At 64.5% G+C, this 17,792-nt stretch carries 19 protein-coding genes and 1 pseudogene; 8 read left to right on the plus strand and 12 right to left on the minus strand.

Annotated features, from left to right (window positions below):
• Positions 1-257: 257 nt before the first annotated feature.
• Entirely contained in the window at positions 258-2,279 is a 2,022-nt protein-coding gene (locus tag AC1D1B_RS03895; protein WP_477329515.1) for a hydantoinase/oxoprolinase N-terminal domain-containing protein, read from the minus strand.
• 198 nt (positions 2,280-2,477) lie between these two features.
• Here AC1D1B_RS03895 and AC1D1B_RS03900 point away from each other — a divergent pair, with 198 nt between their 5' ends.
• The 3 genes from AC1D1B_RS03900 to AC1D1B_RS03910 are packed head-to-tail and all read left to right on the plus strand — an operon-like array spanning position 2,478 to position 4,462.
• Entirely contained in the window at positions 2,478-3,455 is a 978-nt protein-coding gene (locus AC1D1B_RS03900; RefSeq protein WP_477329517.1) for a threonine/serine dehydratase, read from the plus strand.
• An 8-nt stretch (positions 3,456-3,463) separates the two neighbouring features.
• On the plus strand, positions 3,464-3,844 hold the full coding sequence (locus AC1D1B_RS03905) for a nuclear transport factor 2 family protein (RefSeq protein WP_477329519.1): 381 nt from the start codon (positions 3,464-3,466) through the stop codon (positions 3,842-3,844).
• A gap of 18 nt (positions 3,845-3,862) precedes the next feature.
• Entirely contained in the window at positions 3,863-4,462 is a 600-nt protein-coding gene (locus AC1D1B_RS03910) for a DNA-3-methyladenine glycosylase (protein WP_477329521.1), read from the plus strand.
• Positions 4,463-4,465: 3 nt separating this feature from the next.
• Here AC1D1B_RS03910 and AC1D1B_RS03915 read toward each other — a convergent pair whose 3' ends face one another.
• From AC1D1B_RS03915 to AC1D1B_RS03930, 4 genes are read right to left on the minus strand one after another with little or no spacing between them, the layout of a single operon-like run.
• Positions 4,466-5,602: an ABC transporter permease gene (locus tag AC1D1B_RS03915; protein ID WP_477329523.1), complete on the minus strand. Its 1,137-nt coding sequence runs from the start codon at positions 5,600-5,602 to the stop codon at positions 4,466-4,468.
• Entirely contained in the window at positions 5,599-6,519 is a 921-nt protein-coding gene (locus AC1D1B_RS03920; RefSeq protein WP_477329525.1) for an ABC transporter ATP-binding protein, read from the minus strand. The genes AC1D1B_RS03915 and AC1D1B_RS03920 overlap by 4 nt, the downstream gene beginning before the upstream one ends.
• Positions 6,516-7,469, minus strand: coding sequence for an HlyD family secretion protein (locus AC1D1B_RS03925; protein ID WP_477329527.1), 954 nt, complete (start codon positions 7,467-7,469; stop codon positions 6,516-6,518). Before AC1D1B_RS03925 ends, AC1D1B_RS03920 begins: the two co-directional genes overlap by 4 nt.
• Positions 7,466-8,164 (minus strand): CerR family C-terminal domain-containing protein, encoded by a 699-nt coding sequence (locus AC1D1B_RS03930; RefSeq protein ID WP_477329529.1) that lies wholly within the window; start codon positions 8,162-8,164, stop codon positions 7,466-7,468. The genes AC1D1B_RS03925 and AC1D1B_RS03930 overlap by 4 nt, the downstream gene beginning before the upstream one ends.
• Positions 8,165-8,255: 91 nt before the next feature.
• On the opposite strand from AC1D1B_RS03930, the gene AC1D1B_RS03935 reads away from it, so the two are divergent.
• The 3 genes from AC1D1B_RS03935 (at position 8,256) to AC1D1B_RS03945 (ending at position 10,639) form a co-directional block, all read left to right on the plus strand.
• Entirely contained in the window at positions 8,256-8,729 is a 474-nt protein-coding gene (locus tag AC1D1B_RS03935) for a CYTH domain-containing protein (protein ID WP_477329530.1), read from the plus strand.
• Positions 8,726-9,664: a CHAD domain-containing protein gene (locus AC1D1B_RS03940; RefSeq protein ID WP_477329532.1), complete on the plus strand. Its 939-nt coding sequence runs from the start codon at positions 8,726-8,728 to the stop codon at positions 9,662-9,664. Before AC1D1B_RS03935 ends, AC1D1B_RS03940 begins: the two co-directional genes overlap by 4 nt.
• A gap of 147 nt (positions 9,665-9,811) precedes the next feature.
• The gene (locus AC1D1B_RS03945) at positions 9,812-10,639 is read left to right on the plus strand and encodes a C40 family peptidase (protein ID WP_477329534.1); all 828 of its coding nucleotides are present in this window, start codon (positions 9,812-9,814) and stop codon (positions 10,637-10,639) included.
• A gap of 30 nt (positions 10,640-10,669) precedes the next feature.
• On the opposite strand, the gene AC1D1B_RS03950 is transcribed toward AC1D1B_RS03945, so the two are convergent.
• Both AC1D1B_RS03950 and AC1D1B_RS03955 read right to left on the minus strand, forming a co-directional pair.
• Positions 10,670-12,049, minus strand: coding sequence for an adenylate/guanylate cyclase domain-containing protein (locus AC1D1B_RS03950; protein WP_477329536.1), 1,380 nt, complete (start codon positions 12,047-12,049; stop codon positions 10,670-10,672).
• Between the two features lie 261 nt (positions 12,050-12,310).
• Entirely contained in the window at positions 12,311-13,111 is an 801-nt protein-coding gene (locus AC1D1B_RS03955; protein WP_477329538.1) for a helix-turn-helix domain-containing protein, read from the minus strand.
• A 115-nt stretch (positions 13,112-13,226) separates the two neighbouring features.
• On the opposite strand from AC1D1B_RS03955, the gene AC1D1B_RS03960 reads away from it, so the two are divergent.
• Positions 13,227-14,087 (plus strand): SMP-30/gluconolactonase/LRE family protein, encoded by an 861-nt coding sequence (locus tag AC1D1B_RS03960; protein ID WP_477329540.1) that lies wholly within the window; start codon positions 13,227-13,229, stop codon positions 14,085-14,087.
• An 18-nt stretch (positions 14,088-14,105) separates the two neighbouring features.
• Here the strand turns inward: AC1D1B_RS03960 and AC1D1B_RS03965 are convergent.
• The 3 genes and pseudogenes from AC1D1B_RS03965 to AC1D1B_RS03975 form a co-directional block, all read right to left on the minus strand.
• Positions 14,106-14,822: pseudogene (locus AC1D1B_RS03965) on the minus strand (SulP family inorganic anion transporter); the annotation flags it as partial.
• A gap of 265 nt (positions 14,823-15,087) precedes the next feature.
• Positions 15,088-15,804 carry a phosphatase PAP2 family protein gene (locus tag AC1D1B_RS03970; RefSeq protein ID WP_477329542.1) on the minus strand — a complete coding sequence of 239 codons (717 nt, stop codon included), beginning with the start codon at positions 15,802-15,804 and terminating at the stop codon, positions 15,088-15,090.
• A gap of 7 nt (positions 15,805-15,811) precedes the next feature.
• Positions 15,812-16,153: a hypothetical protein gene (locus tag AC1D1B_RS03975; protein ID WP_181059899.1), complete on the minus strand. Its 342-nt coding sequence runs from the start codon at positions 16,151-16,153 to the stop codon at positions 15,812-15,814.
• A 235-nt stretch (positions 16,154-16,388) separates the two neighbouring features.
• Here AC1D1B_RS03975 and AC1D1B_RS03980 point away from each other — a divergent pair, with 235 nt between their 5' ends.
• Positions 16,389-16,613, plus strand: coding sequence for a hypothetical protein (locus AC1D1B_RS03980; protein ID WP_477329544.1), 225 nt, complete (start codon positions 16,389-16,391; stop codon positions 16,611-16,613).
• Positions 16,614-16,626: 13 nt separating this feature from the next.
• On the opposite strand, the gene AC1D1B_RS03985 is transcribed toward AC1D1B_RS03980, so the two are convergent.
• Both AC1D1B_RS03985 and AC1D1B_RS03990 read right to left on the minus strand, forming a co-directional pair.
• Positions 16,627-17,307 carry a GNAT family N-acetyltransferase gene (locus AC1D1B_RS03985; protein ID WP_477329546.1) on the minus strand — a complete coding sequence of 227 codons (681 nt, stop codon included), beginning with the start codon at positions 17,305-17,307 and terminating at the stop codon, positions 16,627-16,629.
• Positions 17,304-17,789, minus strand: a complete 486-nt coding sequence (locus AC1D1B_RS03990; protein WP_181059903.1) for a MarR family winged helix-turn-helix transcriptional regulator — start codon at positions 17,787-17,789, stop codon at positions 17,304-17,306. The genes AC1D1B_RS03985 and AC1D1B_RS03990 overlap by 4 nt, the downstream gene beginning before the upstream one ends.
• Positions 17,790-17,792: the final 3 nt, after the last annotated feature.

Here is a 17,792-nt window from a genome sequence, read left to right on the forward strand (position 1 = left end):
GGCTTTGCGGCCTTTGGCATGTCAGGGGTGAAGGGTCAATTCAGCTTAGGGTGAAGGTGGGGATTTTGGCGGGTTGGCGAAGGCGGTGATGGGAGCGTCCTTCTCCCCGTTTACGGGGAGAAGATGGCGGCAGCCAGATGAGGGGCGGCGCCGGTCTACGTGAGGTGGCGGTACAGTGAAGCCGCGTTCGTTGGCGCTGCCCCTCATCCGCCCTTCGGGCACCTTCTCCCCGTGAAACGGGGAGAAGGAAGAGGCGCTCAAACCGCAATCCTCGGCCTTCCCGACGCCACCGCAACCACATGCGCCTCGATGAACATGCGCTGAGCCTCCACCGTGGAAACGCGGAATTCGGTGGCGACTTCAATTTCGGCGTTGTCGGTGCCGGCATCTTTCGCGCGTTCGGCGACAATCGCCCGCACATCGGCCTCCGCCGCCGCGATCGCCTTCGCTTCGTCGGTGAAGTCGCGCACCGTTTGCCCCGAGGCGAGGCGGAACAAACCTTCCTTGGGCTGGCTTACGCGGGCTTCGGCCGAGACGCGGACCTGGCCGACGACGGCGCCGAGTGCGTTGGCGACGTCGGTATCTTCCGGCACCACGCACTCATTGCCGACCAGCTCGGCCAAGCCGGCATAGTGCAGCGGCGCCGAGGCGCCGAGGCCGATGACCGGGCGGTCGAGCGCAACGCTTAAGCGCGCGATGCCGGGATGGGCATCGACGGCGCGCTGCACCAGCGCATGCGCGACGGTGGCGGCGCCATCCAGCCCGTCCTCGGCAAAGGCGGTTTCCAGAATGTATTCGGCCGACCAGCGCGTCAGCGTCAGCAGCACGCGTTCTGAAATCACCTCGGGAGAGGCGGCGATGTTTTGGCCGCGGCCGTCGCGCTTGCGGGCGAAGAGTTCGGCGCCGAGCCGGGCGGACGCCTGATCCCAGTTGGCCTGCTTGCCCAGCACATGGGCGGCGTCCGAGGGCGTAAAGCCCGAAATATGCACCAGCCCGCGCGACACCAGCCGGTTCAGCGTGGCGTTCTGGGCGTTCGAGATCAGCAATTTGTCGATGGCGAGCGGCACGGCGCCGATCAGCTCGTAGAGTTTGGCCTCAGGCGCGGTCAGCCCGGCGGCGAGCCTGTCCGGCACGCCGGTGCGCAGCGCAAAGCGCCCATCCATCCGGCCGGGATTGGGCGCGCGCAGCTGGCGTTCGAGCTCCGATGTCACGGCAACACCATGCATCATGCCGGCCAGCGCCAGCGGCACCAGCCGGCGCGGCCCGAGCAGGATTTTTGGGTTGAGCGCGCCGTCTTCCAGCGCCACTTCGGAATCGCCGCCGAGGCCGAAAGTGCGCATGGCGACCGCCTCGACCATGGTGCGGAAGCCGCCGACGGTGGCGCCTTCGGGATCGAGCCTGGGCCGACCGCCATCGAGCACGGCGACGTCAGTGGTGGTGCCGCCAATGTCCGAGACCATGGCGTTGTCCAGGCCCGTCATGTGGCGGGCGCCGACCAGGCTGGCGGCCGGGCCGGACAGGATGGTTTCGATCGGCCGCTGGCGGGCAAAGGCGGCCGAGACCAGTGCGCCGTCGCCGCGCACCACCATCAGGGGCGCTACGATCTTGCGCGCTTCCAAAAATCCTTCGGTCGCCGCCACCAGCCGGTCGATCATCGAGATCAGCCGGGCATTGAGCAAGGTGGTGAGTGCCCGGCGCGGACCGCCGAGCTTGGCCGACAATTCGTGGCTGGCGGTGACCGGCAGGCCGGTCCTTTCGCGGATGAGGTCGCGCGCGGCGAGTTCGTGCGCGGGGTTGCGGGTGGCGAAATAGGCGCAGACGGCAAAGCCCGACACCGAGGCGCCGAGTTCGGGCAGCGCTGCCTCCAAGCCTGAGAGGTCGAGCTTGGCCGCGTTGCCGTGCACGTCATGGCCGCCAGGACAAAACACTACCGGGTCGGTGCCGAGCGCGGTCTTCAGCCCGTCGCGGGCAAGGTCGCCTTCGGAAAAGCCGATCATGATCAGTGCCACGCGGCCGCCCTGGCCCTCGACCAGCGCGTTGGTGGCTAGCGTCGTCGACATCGACACGAGTTTGATCGAAGCAGGGTCGGTGGCGGATTTTTCCAGCACCGCATCGACGGCGCCGGAAATGCCGACGGCAAGATCGTGCCGTGTGGTCAGCGCCTTGGCCTTGGCCAGCACCTTGCCTTTTGGCCCGCCTTGCTCAGACCACAGCACGGCATCGGTATAGGTGCCGCCGGTGTCGATACCGAGGAACAGGGGTTTTGGTTTGGCGGTCATTTCTGGCGGTCCGGAATTCTGCTTCCCCGCCCTTAGCCGATACGGCCCCGCGGATAAAGGCGGGAGAGGTGGGCCAGTTTGACCCGCCTCCTCGCGAGTCATGCCCGCCAAACTTTGTAACGGTCACATTTTTTCATTGGTGCGCGGCCTGCCTTTGCGTGCACCATGCCGCGATCTCATCCCTCTCAGGACTTCGCCATGACCACGCTTCCCGGCATCGCCGACATCCACGCCGCCGCCGCGCGGCTCTCCGGCCTGATCGTTGAGACGCCCTTGATCGAATCGCTGGAACTCAACAAGCGCTTCGGCGGCCGCATTCTGTTCAAGCCAGAGACGCTGCAGCGCACCGGCTCGTTCAAGTTCCGCGGCGCCTACAACAAATTGTCGACGCTGAGCGAGGAAGAGCGCGGCCGTGGCGTCGTCGCCTTCTCCTCCGGAAACCATGCGCAAGGCGTTGCCGCATCCGCCGCCATGTTCGGCATCAAGGCGGTCATCGCCATGCCGGCCGACGCGCCGGCGATGAAGATCGCCAATGTCCGCAAAATGGGCGCCGAAGTGGTGCCGTTCGACCGTTTTCGCGACGACCGCATGACTGTGGTCCGCCCCTATATCGACAAAGGCATGGTGCTGGTGCCGCCCTACGACGATCCGGCCATCATCTCAGGCCAGGGCACGATCGGGCTCGAACTGATGCGCCAGGCGAAAGCGCTCGGCGTCAGCCTCGACGCGGTGGTCATTCCGTGTGGCGGCGGCGGCCTGTCGAGCGGCATTTCGATCGCCGTCAAGGATGCCTCACCGACCACCGCAGTGTGGGCTGTCGAGCCTGAGCATTTCGACGACACCCGCCGTTCTCTGATCGAGGGAAAAAGGGTTTCCAACGAACCGGGCCACTCGTCGATCTGCGATGCGATCCTGGTTGCCGAGCCCGGAGCGATCACCTTCGAGATCAATCGCAAAAACCTCGCCGGCGCCATCGCCGTCTCCGACAAGGCGGCAGCACAAGCGATGCGCGACGCCATGGCCCACCTCAAGCTGGTGGTCGAGCCCGGCGGCTGCGTCGCGCTGGCGGCACTTTCGTCGGGCGAGATCGAGCTGTCGGGCAAATGCGTGGCCGTGGTGCTGTCGGGCGGCAATGTCGATTTCAGCACCTATGCCGAGATCATGGCCGCAGCCTGAGAACCGATATGGCAGACGCTGACATAAGAGCGGCGCTGGATCGCCATTGGGCGGCGTCCGATGCCAATGATTTCGAGGCCGAGCATCAGATCTATCGCGAGGACGCGGTGCTCGACTATCCGCAGTCGGGCGAGCGCATTCGAGGTCGGCGCAACATCCAGTCGTCGCGCGCCGCGCAGCCGAACCAAAAGCACTTTACGGTGCGGCGGATCACCGGCTCGGGCGAACTCTGGATCACCGAATATGTCCTGACCTATGACGGGATTCCGTCTTATACGGTGAGCATCATGGAGTTCGTCGATGGCAAGGTGGCCCGTGAGACCCAGTATTTCGGCGATCCTTTCGAGCCGGGCCCTTCGCGCGCGCAATGGGTCGAGCGGATACCCTGAAGCCGGGCGGTGATGGGCATGGCCGGCCACCACCCGCTCGACCGCGCGGACCTGCCGGATGATACGGCCGCTCTCGCCCGCTATCTCATCGGCAGACTGGTGGTGCGGGAACTGCCGGAAGGCATCGTCAGCGGCCGCATCGTCGAGACCGAAGCCTATGTCGTCGGCGACGCCGCCGGCCATGGCTATCGCGGGATGACGCCGCGCAATCGTTCGCTGTTTCTCGGACCCGGGCACGCCTATGTCTATCTCGCCTATGGCGTCTCCTGGATGCTCAATGTTTCGAGCGAGGGACCGGGGACCGGCACCGGCGTACTGATCCGGGCGCTCGAACCGCTCGAAGGCATTGCCATCATGCGGCTGAACCGGGGCGTCGAACGCCTGCGCGACCTGGCGCGCGGGCCGGGGCGGCTCGCCCAGGCATTGCGGATCGATCGTTCGCTCGACGGCCTCGATCTGTGCCGGCAAGGCCCGCTATGGCTGGCTGTCGACGAGCATCAAGGCGGCGACATCGGGCAAGGCATCCGGATCGGCATTACCAAGGATGCGGACCGCCCGCTGCGGTTTTATGTCCGGGGCAGCCCTTTCGTCAGTGGTCCGAGATCGCTCAACCCGTGAGAGCTAGTCGAGCGTGCGCCTGAATCGCACCAGCGCAACACCGGCAAACAGAGCCACGAACGCAACCAGCCAGGCGATCTCGCCTGCCACCGCCGGCAGCTCGGCGCCCTTCAGCATCACCGCGCGGGTGATGCGCAGGAAATGCGTCAGCGGGAAAATCTCGCCGAAGGTCTGCGCCCAGCCCGGCATGCCGCGATAGGGGAACATGAAGCCGGACAGCAGGATCGACGGCAGGAAGAAGAAGAAGGTCAGCTGCAGCGCCTGCATCTGCGTGCGGGCGATGGTCGAGATGGTGTAGCCGAGCAGCACCAGCGCCAGCACGAACACCAGCACGGCGGTAAGCAGCAGCGATATCGAGCCAGCGAAGGGGATGGCGAACAGAAGCTTCGACGCCGCCAGCACCACCACCACCTGGACGCCGCCGACCACCAGATAGGGCAGCACCTTGCCCAGCATGATCTCGAATGGGCTGGACGGCATGGCCAGCAGATTCTCCATCGTGCCGCGCTCGGTCTCGCGCGTCAGCGCGATCGAGGTCATCATCACCAGGGTCATCTGCAGGATGACGCCGAGCAGGCCGGGCACGATGTTGTATTGCGAGATGCCTTCCGGATTGTAGCGCTGGTGCACGACCACATCGAGCTGGCCCCTGGCGTTTTCGGCCGCCGCCTCTTGCATGCCTTGCGCCCGAAGCAGCGCCTGGCTGGCCACTTTGCTTAGCGTCGAGATGGCGCCGCTGGCGGCGGCCGGGTCGGTGGCGTCAGCCTCGATCAGGATTTGCGGGTTGTCGCCGCGCTCCACCCGGCGGCCGAAATCGGCCGGGATGGTGACGACGAAGGCAACATCCCCGCGCGCCATCAGGAATTCAGCTTCCTCGGCACTTTGCGCGACATGGTCGAAGCGGTAGTAGCCGGTCGTCTGCAGGGCCGCGACAATGGCGCGGGTATAGGGGTCGTTGCTGGTCGCCACGAGCGCGGCGGGCAGGCTTTTGGGATCGTTGTTGATGGCGTAGCCGAACAGCACCAGCTGTAAAAGCGGCACGCCCAGCATCATGGCGAAGGTGATGCGGTCGCGCCGCATCTGGATGAATTCCTTGATCAGCAGCGCACCGAGCCTGGCGAAGGAGAAGACGCTGTTCATGCCATATTGTCCTTCGAGCCGGACATGAACTGGATGAACACATCCTCGAGGCTGGTCTCGCCAGGTTTTACGGTCACGCCCTTGTGCTGCTTTTCGACATCGGCAAGCGCCTTCTCCAGCGCCGCCTTGTCGGAGCCGACGACATGCAGCGTCGCGCCGAACGGCGCCACCTGGTCGACGCCCGGCCGATCCTTGAGCGCGTCGGCGACCTGGTCGAGGCGCGGCCCCTGCAGCACGAAGGTGGTCAGCCCGGCATTCTTCACCACCTCGTCCACGGTGCCGGTCGCCAGCATCTTGCCATAGGAGATATAGCCGATGCGGTGGCAGCGCTCGGCCTCGTCCATGTAATGGGTGGACACCAGCACCGTCAGCCCGCCGCTGGCGAGGCGATGTATCTCGTCCCAGAACTCGCGGCGCGCCTTGGGATCGACGCCGGCGGTCGGCTCGTCGAGCAGCAGCAGCTTCGGCTTGTGCATGATGCAGGCTGCCAATGCCAGGCGCTGCTTCCAGCCGCCCGACAGCGTGCCGGCGAGCTGGTTACGGCGCGACGTCAGACCGAGCTCCTCCAGCGTCTTCGCCACATGCTCCTCGACCGGCTTCAGCCGATAGAGCCGCGCAACGAATTCAAGATTCTCGCCGATCGTCAGATCCTCGTAGAACGAGAATTTCTGCGTCATGTAGCCGACTTCGCGCTTGATGCGGAGCGACTCGGTGCGGATGTTGAAGCCCAGCACCGTGCCTTCACCCTCGTCGGGCGTCAGGAGGCCGCACATGATGCGGATGGTCGTCGTCTTGCCTGAGCCGTTGGGGCCGAGGAAGCCGACGATCTCGCCTTCGGCCACCGTCATCGTCACATGGTCGACGACGGTCTTGTCGCCGAAGCGCTTGACCAGGCCATGAACGTCGATGGCGTTCATTTTGCCGCGGCCGCCAGTTCGACATCGACGATCTGGCCCGGCTGCAGCGCGCCGGCATTGCCCTCCGGCCGTGCCTCGACGAGGTAGACCAGCTTCTGCCGGTTCTCGAGCGAATAGATCACCGGCGGGGTGAATTCCGGATCCGGCGAGACATAGCTGACGCGCGCCTTTAGGCCCTCGCCGCAGCCGTCGCAATGGACCGAAAGCAGCGTGCCAACCTTGATCGAGGAGAAGGCGCTTTCCGGGATATAGACGCTGAGTTTCACGGCGCCGTCCGGCAGCATCGAGATGACGGGCGCGGTCGGCCCGGCCGTGTCGCCGGGGTTGCGGATGACATCGTTGACGCGGCCGGGCGAAGGTGCCGCCAGCACCCGCTTCGACAGCCGCCATTGCGCCTGTTCCAGTGCCGCCTGCGCCTGTTTGACCTGGTTGTCCGCCGCCTTGATGGTTTCGGGCCGCGCCGGCAGGCCGCCGACGGCGAGATTTGCCTCCGCCTGGCCAACCTGCGCATTGGCCGTCTCCAGCGTCGCCGACGCCGTGTCGTAGTCGGCCTGCGTGCCGGTGCCGCGCTTGAACAGGTCGCTGGCGCGGTCATATCGGCGCCTGGCGTCGGTGGCTTGCGCGCGGGCCATGTCGACCTCGGCCTTCAGCACGGCGATCTCTTCCGGTCTTTTGCCGACCTGCAGATCGGCAAGCTGCGCCTGCGCCTGGGCGAGTGCGGCCTCGGCTTGGGCGACGGCGATTTTTGCGTCGGCGCTTTCCAGCGTCACCACCGGCGTGTTGGGCTCGACACGGTCACCGCGCTTGACCGTGACGGTCTCGACCTGCGCCACCTCGATCGGCGCCAGCAAGACATAGTCGCCCTCGACATAGCCGACGGCCAGCGGTGCCGCCGGCGCGCAGGCGCCGAACAGCTGGGCCGCAAGCGGCAGGGAACAGAGAAAACTCATCGCTTGCCCTCCTTGCGGGCGGCGGCCTTGCGCGCGCCCAGCATGGCCTCGAGGTTGTTGGTGGCGACCGCCACCACCTTGGCGGCTTCCGCGGCGCCGATCTCGCGCCAGCCCATCCTGCGCAGCACGGCCTCGCGGCCGATGCGGAAATAGATCACCTGGCCGATCATGGTGAAAACGGTGAGCTTGGTGGCTTCGCTCTCGGCCGGCTCGCCGGTCGCCTGTTCCCAGACCTGGCACAGCCGTCGATGCGTCGGCTCGAACACGCCGGCATAGATGCGGTCGAGCGCCGCCGTGGGATGCGATAGCTCGCGAAGTACGAATTGTACGATCTCGCCGGCTTCGGGACTCGCGACGATGAACCCCACCATGCGCTCCAGCGCCGCGAACAGCTGCGCCCTGGCAACCTCGGGCGTGGATGGAGCCGGCGCAGTTCCGATCGCTTGTCCGGCAATTGTCTGGATGGTCTCGACGATGTGGTCGGCGGCGGCCGCGCGCAGCCCTTCCTTGCCGCCGAAGTGATAGGCGATGGAACCGATATTGGCCTTGGCCTCCGCCGCGATCTCGCGCGTCGAGGTGCCGTCGAAGCCCTGCCGCCCGAACAGTTTGAGCGCGGCCAGCACCAGCGCCGCGCGCGTCTGCTCAGCGGGCGATGTCTCCTGGCGGGGCATTTTGTCTGGTGTTGGTTTGATCATGCCAGTGATTTAATCAATCGATTGATTAAAGTCAAATTGATTCTCTGTGCTGGCTTGCCATGTCGAGCCGCAGACGCTTTAGTGCGCGGCCATGGGCAAGGAAGTCGAACGCAAGTTCCTGGTCTCCAGCGCCGAGTGGCGTAATCTGGCCGAGGCGGATATCCGCATTCGCCAGTTCTACCTTGCCGCAGCTCCCGGCCGCACCGTGCGCGTGCGCATCAGCGACGGCACCGCGGCGAAACTGACGCTCAAATTCGGCAGCCGCGCCCGCGAGCGCGACGAATATGAATATCCGATCCCGCTGGCCGACGCCGAGGAGATGCTGGCCTTCGCCATCGGACATGTCATCGAGAAGACACGCCACCATGTTAGGCATCGCGGCTATCTCTACGAAGTCGATGTTTTCGGCGGGATTCTTGCTGGCCTGGTGGTGGCCGAGCTCGAGACGCCGGAGGATGTACCTGACGAAATGCTGCCTGATTGGCTCGGCCGCGAAGTGACCGGCGAGCAGAGGTTTTACAACGCGTCGCTCGCCCTCGGGGGGATTCCGGAGATCGCCGCATGAGTTTTCGCATCGACCCGCGCCTGCCGCTGACCGGCGAGGTCAGGCGCATCCTTGGCGAGGAGATCGGCAAGGCGCTTGCGCATCTGGCCGTCGCGCACGACCGGCCGGAGCAGGCATTGCACAAATGCCGCAAGCGGCTGAAGAGCGCGCGCGCCTTGCTGCGCCTCGTCCATTCCGGAAACGAAACGTTTTGCCAGACTGAAAACCAGTGCTACCGCCAGGTGGCGGCCCTGCTTGCCGGTCCGCGCGAGGCGACCGCGCTGGTCGAGACCATCGACCGGCTGGCGGCCGCCTTTCCCGAGCAGGTGGCCGGCGGCGGCCTCGACAGCGTGCGCGACCGGCTCATTTCCCGCCAGCACGAAATCCATGCCGGCGCCGGCCTCGACGCCGCCATAGGCGCGGCGACCGCCGCCTGCGAGGAAGGTCTGGTCCGGATAGAGCGGCTGCTGCTCCCCGATTTGCCCGAACATGCCGCCGATGTGCTTGCCGACGGCGCCCGCAAGACCTTGCGCCGCGCCAGGAAGGCGCTGGACAGAGCTGGATCGCGCGGCTCGCCTGAGGATTTCCACGATCTGCGCAAGGCGGCAAAGACCCACTCGATGCATCTGTCGCTGCTCGGCCGGCTGTGGCCGACGCCGATCAAGGTGCGGCGCAAGGCGGTCGACGAGCTGGGCGAAAAGCTCGGCGAACTGCACGATGTCTTCGTCATGCGCGCACTGCTTGAAGCCGACGGTGAGCCGCTCGGCGATGCGCAGGAAACAAAGCTTTTGGGCAAGCTGTTGAAGCGCTCGGAAAAGAGCCTGAAGAAGAGCTGTCTCACCGGTGCCGCCGAACTGTTCGGCGACAGCCCCAAGCGCTCGACAAAGAAACTCGCCCGCAATGTGCGCGACGACCTCGCCGGCCCAGCGGAAGACGCGAACGCGACGGTCGGCTGACGACCGCTGGCCCTCGCCCATCGGCCCGTGCTAGAGCATGATCCCGAAAAGTGGCATCCGGTTTTCGGAAAAGATCATGCTCAAACAAAAGGCTAGAGCCCCATCCCGATTCCATCGGAATGGAACAGGCTCTGGTCACACTCTACCATGACCGCGCCTCGCGACAGGCTTCTCGACCGGCTTGGCCGCTGGCTTGCCGGCCGGCTGCAGGATGAGTCTTCGGGCTATGAACCGTACACGCCATCCGACGCAGAGACGCTGCGGCGCACGCTTGAGCCCGGCGATATCCTGCTCGTCGAAGGCAACCAGAAGATCTCGGCGGTGATCAAGTACCTGACCCAGTCGACGTGGTCGCACGCCGCTTTCTATGTCGGCGATGCCTTGCCTGAACCGGCGGACGGATCGGAACGTCCCCGCCTGATCGAGGTGACGCTCGGCGAAGGCTGTGTCGCCGTGCCTTTGTCGCGCTACCGCACCTACAACACCCGCATCTGCCGGGCGAGCGGGCTGGCGCCGGAGGACCGCCACCATGTCGTCGCCTTCATGATCGGCAAGCTTGGCCTGAAATACGATCTCAAGAACATTTTCGACATGCTGCGCTTTTTCCTGCCGACGCTGCCGGTGCCGGTGCGCTGGCGCCGCCGCATGCTGGCTTTCGGCTCGGGCGATCCGACGCGCGCCATTTGCTCGACGCTGATCGCCGAGGCCTATGGCGAGATCCGCTATCCGATCCTGCCCGAGATCACCCGCGCACCCGGCCGCGCCTCGGCGCAGTCGAACTATTCGCGCCGGGAAATCCTGCACATCCGCCACCACTCGCTCTACACGCCGCGCGACTTCGACCTGTCGCCCTTCTTCCGCATCGTCAAACCGACGCTGGAATATGGTTTCGACTACCGGGCGGTGACCTGGGAGGACAAGGCAAGCACAGACGCCGCAGCCGCGAAGGCTGGAGCAATCACCTCAGGCACGTGATGGCTTTCGGCCTGGGTCAGGCGGCCTATATCACGCCGAAACCGCAACAGCGGCCTGGTTTTCGGCTCTGTGTTCGACCCAGACATGGACCGGTTCGTCCCGGCCGCGGATGCTCACCGGTCCATGATCGCGCGCATTCAGCTGTGTCGTGGGCGATTCCGCCTTCGCGGCCTCAATCAGCCGTGACCCAAAGCAAATATTCGCCTGAAGCTCACGGCAGAGCGCCTGCAAACGGCTGGCGACGTTGACGGTGTCGCCGACCACCGCGAAGGACAGATTGCGCTCGCTGCCCACCGCGCCGATGACGACTGCGCCATATTGTGCACCGATCCGAACGTCCAGCGACGGGTATCCCCTGGACACCCGCTGCACATTCCAGTCTTCGAGAGCGGCGATCATCGCTTCAGCGCACTGGATGGCCCGAGTCGCATCGTCGTGGCTGGCTTGCGGAACCCCGAATGTCGCCATGATGCAATCGCCGATATAGTTATCGACGGTGCCATGGTGGTCGAAAACGACCTGCTCCATGCGACGGTGGAACTGACGCAGAAGTTCGAACACGGCTTCGGCCGGATGATCCTCGGAATAGTGTGTGAAGCCGACGATGTCGGCGAACAGCACAGCAATATCCTGCCGGCGGACCGGGCCGAAGGGTTCGTCATCCGCGGCGAGCTGGTCGACGACATTGGGCGAAAAATGCCGGGCGAGATTGGCGCGGGCGCGCTCTGCCTTGACATAGTCATCCGACAGATGTCGGGAACGAGAGACGACCAGCGCCATGATTGCGCCGATAATCAGCACAATCAACACGTTGGTCGCCTGCGCGAATGTATCGACGAAATTGGGGTTGAGATAGAGGTTCAGTCGCTCTGTCACCGGCATCGAATAGAGGTTCGTCGCCGGAATGACGGTTCCCGGACGAAAAATGACCCATCCCACGCCGATCGTCCAGGTCAAGGCCGCGAGCGCGCCGAGATAGAGCGCCAATCGTGTCGAAAGGGTCAGCGCGCCAAGGCATACGAAAATCAGCAGGAATTTGAAGCTGCCCTCGCGCAGTTGCATCGCGGCCGGCGCGACCTCCAGGGAAAACGGGTTGGGCGTTACCAGCAGAACGGTCAACAGAATGATGTCCAGCGTGCCGACGAGGTACCCGATCCACCATCGCGCCGTGGCGCGACGCCGCGCAAAGAGAAACTGGATCAGGCCGACGAGCTGGAACAGCACAAGGCCCGCCAGCACGAAGAGCAGCGAGGCATCCCAGCGGCTGATCAATGAGAAGAAGCAGGAGATCACAGCAAGCGATGCCGTACGCGCCCAGAACTGCAATGCAGCACCTTGGCGTTCTGCGCGCTCCCGCAAATTTTTCAAGCGCGAATAGCGGCGAAGTTCAAGTGTTGGTGCGGTCGGCATAGAATCACTTCGATTTCGCGGGGACATGTCAAGCATTCGGCAAACCCGCCTCTGCTGGCAAATCAGTGCGCGAACTCTATCATGAATGCGGTTTCATGTTTGAAACGCGGCTGCAACGAGCAAAAATGTCCGGACAAAGATCATGGTGAAAACCGGAGCAGGACAGGCGGAGGCTTCCCTGTTCAGGTCACCAAAAAACCGCAGCGCCCGGCGTCACTCTCTACATGGATGCGTTCGGCCCGCGGCCGGCGCTGGGCCGTGTCAGGCCGGCAACGGACGGCGTCCCTTTGCAGGAGCGGCGGGCCGGTCGGGCGCCCCGGCATCCCTAGGATGCGGGCCGATCGGCATGATTGCGGGAAACGGCGTTGCGCCGAAGGCAAACGTCCATTTGTAGCCGGTCAGCCCGTCTTCCGGCGTCGTGTGCTGGTCATGATGGGCGAGCAGTTTGGCGCGCTCGGCCAGTTCCTCCGCCTCGCGCTTGACCATCTCCGCCGTCTCCGGCCGCATCCGCCTGGAGAAAGAGACGAAGGTCGCTTCCCGCTCCAGATGGGTGATCGCCCAGCCGATGAAATTCTTGTTGGTCATCTCGAACAATGGCCTGAGCGGCCCTTCGAAATTCCACTGGATGGGCGTGTCGACCAGCAGCCTCGCCGACAGCCCGCTGCCGAGCGCAATCAGGCCGAGCGCTTCGAGATCGCGCAGATAGAGGAACATCGAGGCTTCGCTCAGGCCTTGCGAGCGCATGACGCCTTCGGGCGTGAACTTCTCCGACAGCATGACGAAGATGAACAGCAGCGCCGGCCGTCCGGCGAGCTTGCGCTCGATCTCCGGCGCGATGCGGTTGACCGGTCCCGGTCCCCTGTTCATCGAACCCAGCACGTTTTCCAGCTCGACGCCGGCGGCGGCGCAGATTTCGACCAGCCGGTCGAGCTTGCAGTTGCGCTCATGAAAGATGCGCTTCACCGTCGGCTCGGAAACACCCATGCGCTCGGCAAGGTCGCGATAGGTGACGCCCTTGGCCTTCAGCGTCCGCTTCAGCGCCTCGAAGATCAGGCCGTTCATGGGATGCACCTCTTTTGCACTATTTGGTATCGGGTTCCGATACTAGCGGCAATCGCTCTTCCAGAAAAGTATCGAAATCTCTAGCTCTCCGCTTGTCATCACAGGAGACCTGGCCATGAAAACCTTCATCACCTCGATTTGTGTCGCCGCCTTAGGCATCGCGCTCGCATCAACGGCCCAGGCCGGCGAGACTTGGCTCGCTTCCGGCTTCCAGCAGCCGGAATCCGCGCTGTTCGACACCGCCAACAACCGCATCATCGTCTCCAACATCGTCGGCAATCCCGGCGAGGCCGACGGCAACGGTTATCTCTCGCTGCTGTCGCTGGACGGCAAGATCGTCACCCAACACTGGACCGATGGCATGGATGCACCGAAAGGCTCGGCAGTCTCCGGCGGCAAGCTCTACGTCGCCGATATCACCAAGGTACGCGTCGTCGATCTCGCCAGCGGCAAGCTCGTCTCGACCATCGATGTGCCTGGCGCCGTCTTCCTCAACGACGTGGCGTCGGACAGTTCGGGCAAAATCTATGTTACCGACATGCTGGCCGATGCGATCTACCGCATCGACGGCGACCAGCCTGAACTGTTCGTCAAGGACGCGATGCTGGCCTCACCCAATGGCGTCTTCGCCGATGGCGGCCGGCTGATCGTGGCGTCGTGGGGCAAGGGCATCAAGGCCGACTTCAGCACCGCCGAGCCCGGCGGCCTGCTGTCAGTCGATCTCGCGACGAAAACCGTGACGCCGCTGGCCGGCGCGCAAAACTTCGCCGACCTCGACGGCGTCGTCGCCATCGGCGACAGCGTCTACGCCACCGCCTACATGACCGGCACGCTCTATCGCTACAAGGTTGGCGGCACGCCGGAGGCAGTAGCGCAGTTCAAGCCAGGCAGCGCCGACATCGGCACAGACGGCAAGTCGACGATCTATGTGCCGCTGATGAACGAAGGTGAGATCGCAGCGATGAGCCTGGACTGACAGGGTGCACTTGCCGGCTCAGCCAGCGGGTGCGGCTTTAAGCTGCGCCCGCGCGTCCGGGATCGAAGCGGCAAAGGTCACCAGCGGCCGCTTGACGCCGTGGTTGATCAGCATGCGCCGCGTCTGCGGCGAAGCGCCGGCGATGATGAAGCGCACCCCTGCGCGCTTCGCCTTGTGGGCCGCGCCCCCGATGACATTGGCCGCGGTGGAATCGAAGAACGGCACCGCCGAGCAATCGAGGATGAAGTTCTTGCGCTGGTCGGCAATGCGGTCCAGCACCGTGCCGACGGTCGAGGCGGCGCCGAAGAAGAAGGCGCCGGAGATGCGATAGACGACGGTGTCGGCATCGCTCGCCTCGCTGGCATCGTAGGCGCGGCCGCTGCTGTCGGCGACATCGTCCTGCACCAGCGGCAGGTCGGCCTCCACGGCGATCGACTTGGCCATGCGGTCGATGAGCAGGATCGAGCCCAGCGCGAAGCCGACGACGATGCCTTCGGTGAGGTCACGAAAGACGACGATCAGGAATGTCGCCAACAGCACCAGCGCGTCGCCGCGCGAAGCGCGCAGCAGCGTGGCGAAGCCCTGCTTCTCGAACATGTTCCAGCACACCACCGCCAGCACCCCGGCAAGGGCGGCAAGCGGGATGTAGCTGGCCAGGGGTGCGGCCACCAGCATGAAGACCAGCAGGAACAGCGAATGCAGCATGCCGGAAACCGGTCCATGCGCGCCGGTCTGAGTCTGCGGCTTCTACGTATAATACAATCATTATAAGGTTTCAATCATCATGATGCATATATGAAACATGATCCGTCGGTGAGAACCGGATGGTGGCGAACAGGATGCCCGTGCTACGCTCCCCACCTTCTCATTGGCGGGGGATATCAGTTGAACATTTTCAAGACCTTGACGACATCGGCAGCCTTGCTGTCGGCGGTTTTTCTGCTGGCAGGCTGCGGACACGGGCTGATCAACCGGCTGATCTGATTGTCGCTACGGACCGTCAGTCTTCAAGCTCACTGTCACTATCGGCCACCGCATGCCGCCGCTGCAGCAGCCGCGCTGCCAGCCAGCACAGCATCGCCCAGGCGAAGCCCGCGCACCAGCCGGCCAGCACGTCGGAAGGCCAGTGGACGCCGAGATAGACGCGACTGACGCCGACCAGCAGCGTTGTCAGCACCGCCAGGCAGAGCACGAAGATTTTGGTCGTCCGTCCCGGCAGGAAGCGCGCCGCCAGCGAGCCGAGCGTCAGATAGGTCACCGCCGAGACCATGGCGTGGCCGCTCGGAAACGACAGCGATGTCTCGTTGACGAGGTGCGAGACGAGGTCTGGGCGCGGCCGGTCGATGCCGGCTTTGAGCAAGGTCGACAGCAGCTGTCCGCCGGCCACCGCCGCCAGGACGAACAGCGCCGTTCCCGCCTTGCGAATGAGCAGGAGGTAGACGATCACCGCCGTTACGATCAGCGTCAGCACTGCGGAACTGCCGAGGCTGGTGATGTCACGCATCGCCCCTTCCAGCCAGAGCGGGCCAATCGGGATATCGGGGTGGCCGGGCTGGCGGAAGGCGAGCAGGATCTCGGTATCGAAAGCATGCGGCGTGGTAGCGCGCGCCACTTCCATCAATTCCTCAAACCCCCAAAGCCCGGCGGCGATCACCAAACCGGCCAGCAGCACCGGAAATTCAAACCAATTGGTGAGCGTGCTCGAGGAGATCTTCATCGGGGCCCTACAGTCGCCCTTGCAGATAGGGCCCGAGCGTGATCAGCGCCACGGCAGCAATGGCCAGCACGATGCCGGTCGCCTGCAAGGCGTTGACGCGTTCGCCGAAGAACACCAGCGCCACGACATTGACCGACACCAGCTGGATTACCGCCGATAGGCTGAACGACACCGACATGCCGAACTCGCGGACCAGCCGCAGCATGATCAGATTGCCCAGCGTGTAGAGCGCCAGCGTCACTACGATCTTGCCGAGGCTCGGCGCCAGCCCCCATTGCTTGGCCGCGGTTGCCGCCAGCAGGAAGATCACCGTCGAAATAACGAGCTGCGCCAGTCCCCAGAAGCTCACTTTGTCCCTCGCTGTCGTTTGTGGCAGCTCTTGTTTCGCAAGCGCGCCAGCGCGTCAAGCAGACTGCGGCGGCACAAGCCCGACCGGTGACGAGAGGTAGCCGGGCGGCAAGATCGCGGTCTGATTGCCAACGCTCGGGCTGGATTCACCCAAACCCGGGCGGCTGCTTCACTCAAGCCTTGGGAAAGATTGGACATTTAAACGTGGCGCCCTAGGTCTTCTGGAGGAGGCTGCCATGCCAAAGTCTGTTTATGATCGTGGCCTGCTCAGGCCCGCCGACATCGCCAGGCTGCAACGTGTGTTCGACGAGGCCTGCAGCAGGCGAGACGTGCATCCCGATTCGGCCGAGGCGCGGGAGATCGCGCTGAACCTGCTGGCTTTGCACAATGCCGGGATGGTCGACGAAGATATGCTTATGGAAACCGTCGGTTTCCGCCGGTTGGAGCCGAAATCGGCGTGATTGCGGTGTTCGCCTAGCCGGCGCGCTGCACGACGGCCACGTTCATCTCCGACCTCAGCTTGAAGCCGATGGATTCGTACAAACCGATCGCGTTGGCATTGTTGGCATAGGCGTGCAGGTAGGGCACCTCGCCGCGCGCCATGATCCGGTTCGACACGAACACCGACAGCAGCCTGCCGAGGCCGCCGCCGCGAAAGTCCGGATGCGAGCACACGCCGCTGAGTTCGCTGTAGCCGGGCTGCTTCATGCGCTCGCCGGCCATAGCCGCCAGTCTGCCGCCGATCTTCACCCCCCAGAACTCGCCCAGGCTCAACGCCTTGAGCGTGAACGGACCGGGCTTGGTCAGCGACGCCAGAGCGAGCATCTCGGCCGCATCGTCCAGCGTCAGCTGCTGCACGCGCTCATCCGACATGGGAGGCAACGGCGCCTCGGAAACCATCTGAACGCCGAAGGCGGTCACGGTCGCGGTCAGTTCCGGCGGCAGGGCAATGGGGTCCGCCTGAAGCATGAACACGCTTTCACCTGCGGGAACGAGTCTTGCGAGCGCCTGCAGGCTCTCAGCGTCATCTGCGCTGGAAGCCGCAAAGGGGACGATCGAGGAGGGATAGCGCCTGGCGCGCTTGTCACCTTGCGCGAAGGCCTGCTGACGCGTGGTTAGCGCGCTCCAGACGGGACGATCGAGGACATGGCTCATCGCACGGCATCCTGTTTCACACGACGATCGAGCGGGGCCGCCTCCAGCCCGTCCTCTATTGCCGAGAGTTGTTCGAGAAGCGGCCCTGTTAGGCCTTTGCACAGGTCGGCGACGGCATTCTCGATGCGAGGCCATACGTCCCGCTTCGCCTTGTCGACCAGACGCTGACCATTCCCTGTCAGTGAGACCATTCTGCGGCGCTGATCGCCGTCCGACTGGATAACCTCGACCAGGCCCAGTTCAGCCAGCAGCGCCACGCTGCGCGTCACGCCCGGCTGGGTGATGCCGAGCGACTGCGCCAGCTCGCCGACAGGCAGTGGTCCCAGCCTGTCGAGCGCGGCGAGCAGAGGATACTGGCTCGACTGCACCGGCACCTCAAGGCCATCGAGCATGCGCTGCGTATCGGCCTGTAGCTGCTCGCCGATGCGTTTCAGCCTGCTGCCGAGCGTGAGGTAGCCGAGAGATCGAATGATGTCTTCCATGGG

Source organism: Mesorhizobium sp. P2_C5_2, from assembly GCF_056404535.1.

What these genes read in the sequence shown, in the direction of transcription:
- AC1D1B_RS03895 (WP_477329515.1), bottom strand. Translation starts at nt 2,279, where the DNA reads ATGACCGCCAAACCAAAACCCCTGTTCCTCGGTATCGACACCGGCGGC.
- AC1D1B_RS03900 (WP_477329517.1), top strand. Translation starts at nt 2,478, where the DNA reads ATGACCACGCTTCCCGGCATCGCCGACATCCACGCCGCCGCCGCGCGG.
- AC1D1B_RS03905 (WP_477329519.1), top strand. Translation starts at nt 3,464, where the DNA reads ATGGCAGACGCTGACATAAGAGCGGCGCTGGATCGCCATTGGGCGGCG.
- AC1D1B_RS03910 (WP_477329521.1), top strand. Translation starts at nt 3,863, where the DNA reads ATGGCCGGCCACCACCCGCTCGACCGCGCGGACCTGCCGGATGATACG.
- AC1D1B_RS03915 (WP_477329523.1), bottom strand. Translation starts at nt 5,602, where the DNA reads ATGAACAGCGTCTTCTCCTTCGCCAGGCTCGGTGCGCTGCTGATCAAG.
- AC1D1B_RS03920 (WP_477329525.1), bottom strand. Translation starts at nt 6,519, where the DNA reads ATGAACGCCATCGACGTTCATGGCCTGGTCAAGCGCTTCGGCGACAAG.
- AC1D1B_RS03925 (WP_477329527.1), bottom strand. Translation starts at nt 7,469, where the DNA reads ATGAGTTTTCTCTGTTCCCTGCCGCTTGCGGCCCAGCTGTTCGGCGCC.
- AC1D1B_RS03930 (WP_477329529.1), bottom strand. Translation starts at nt 8,164, where the DNA reads ATGATCAAACCAACACCAGACAAAATGCCCCGCCAGGAGACATCGCCC.
- AC1D1B_RS03935 (WP_477329530.1), top strand. Translation starts at nt 8,256, where the DNA reads ATGGGCAAGGAAGTCGAACGCAAGTTCCTGGTCTCCAGCGCCGAGTGG.
- AC1D1B_RS03940 (WP_477329532.1), top strand. Translation starts at nt 8,726, where the DNA reads ATGAGTTTTCGCATCGACCCGCGCCTGCCGCTGACCGGCGAGGTCAGG.
- AC1D1B_RS03945 (WP_477329534.1), top strand. Translation starts at nt 9,812, where the DNA reads ATGACCGCGCCTCGCGACAGGCTTCTCGACCGGCTTGGCCGCTGGCTT.
- AC1D1B_RS03950 (WP_477329536.1), bottom strand. Translation starts at nt 12,049, where the DNA reads ATGCCGACCGCACCAACACTTGAACTTCGCCGCTATTCGCGCTTGAAA.
- AC1D1B_RS03955 (WP_477329538.1), bottom strand. Translation starts at nt 13,111, where the DNA reads ATGAACGGCCTGATCTTCGAGGCGCTGAAGCGGACGCTGAAGGCCAAG.
- AC1D1B_RS03960 (WP_477329540.1), top strand. Translation starts at nt 13,227, where the DNA reads ATGAAAACCTTCATCACCTCGATTTGTGTCGCCGCCTTAGGCATCGCG.
- AC1D1B_RS03970 (WP_477329542.1), bottom strand. Translation starts at nt 15,804, where the DNA reads ATGAAGATCTCCTCGAGCACGCTCACCAATTGGTTTGAATTTCCGGTG.
- AC1D1B_RS03980 (WP_477329544.1), top strand. Translation starts at nt 16,389, where the DNA reads ATGCCAAAGTCTGTTTATGATCGTGGCCTGCTCAGGCCCGCCGACATC.
- AC1D1B_RS03985 (WP_477329546.1), bottom strand. Translation starts at nt 17,307, where the DNA reads ATGAGCCATGTCCTCGATCGTCCCGTCTGGAGCGCGCTAACCACGCGT.
- AC1D1B_RS03990 (WP_181059903.1), bottom strand. Translation starts at nt 17,789, where the DNA reads ATGGAAGACATCATTCGATCTCTCGGCTACCTCACGCTCGGCAGCAGG.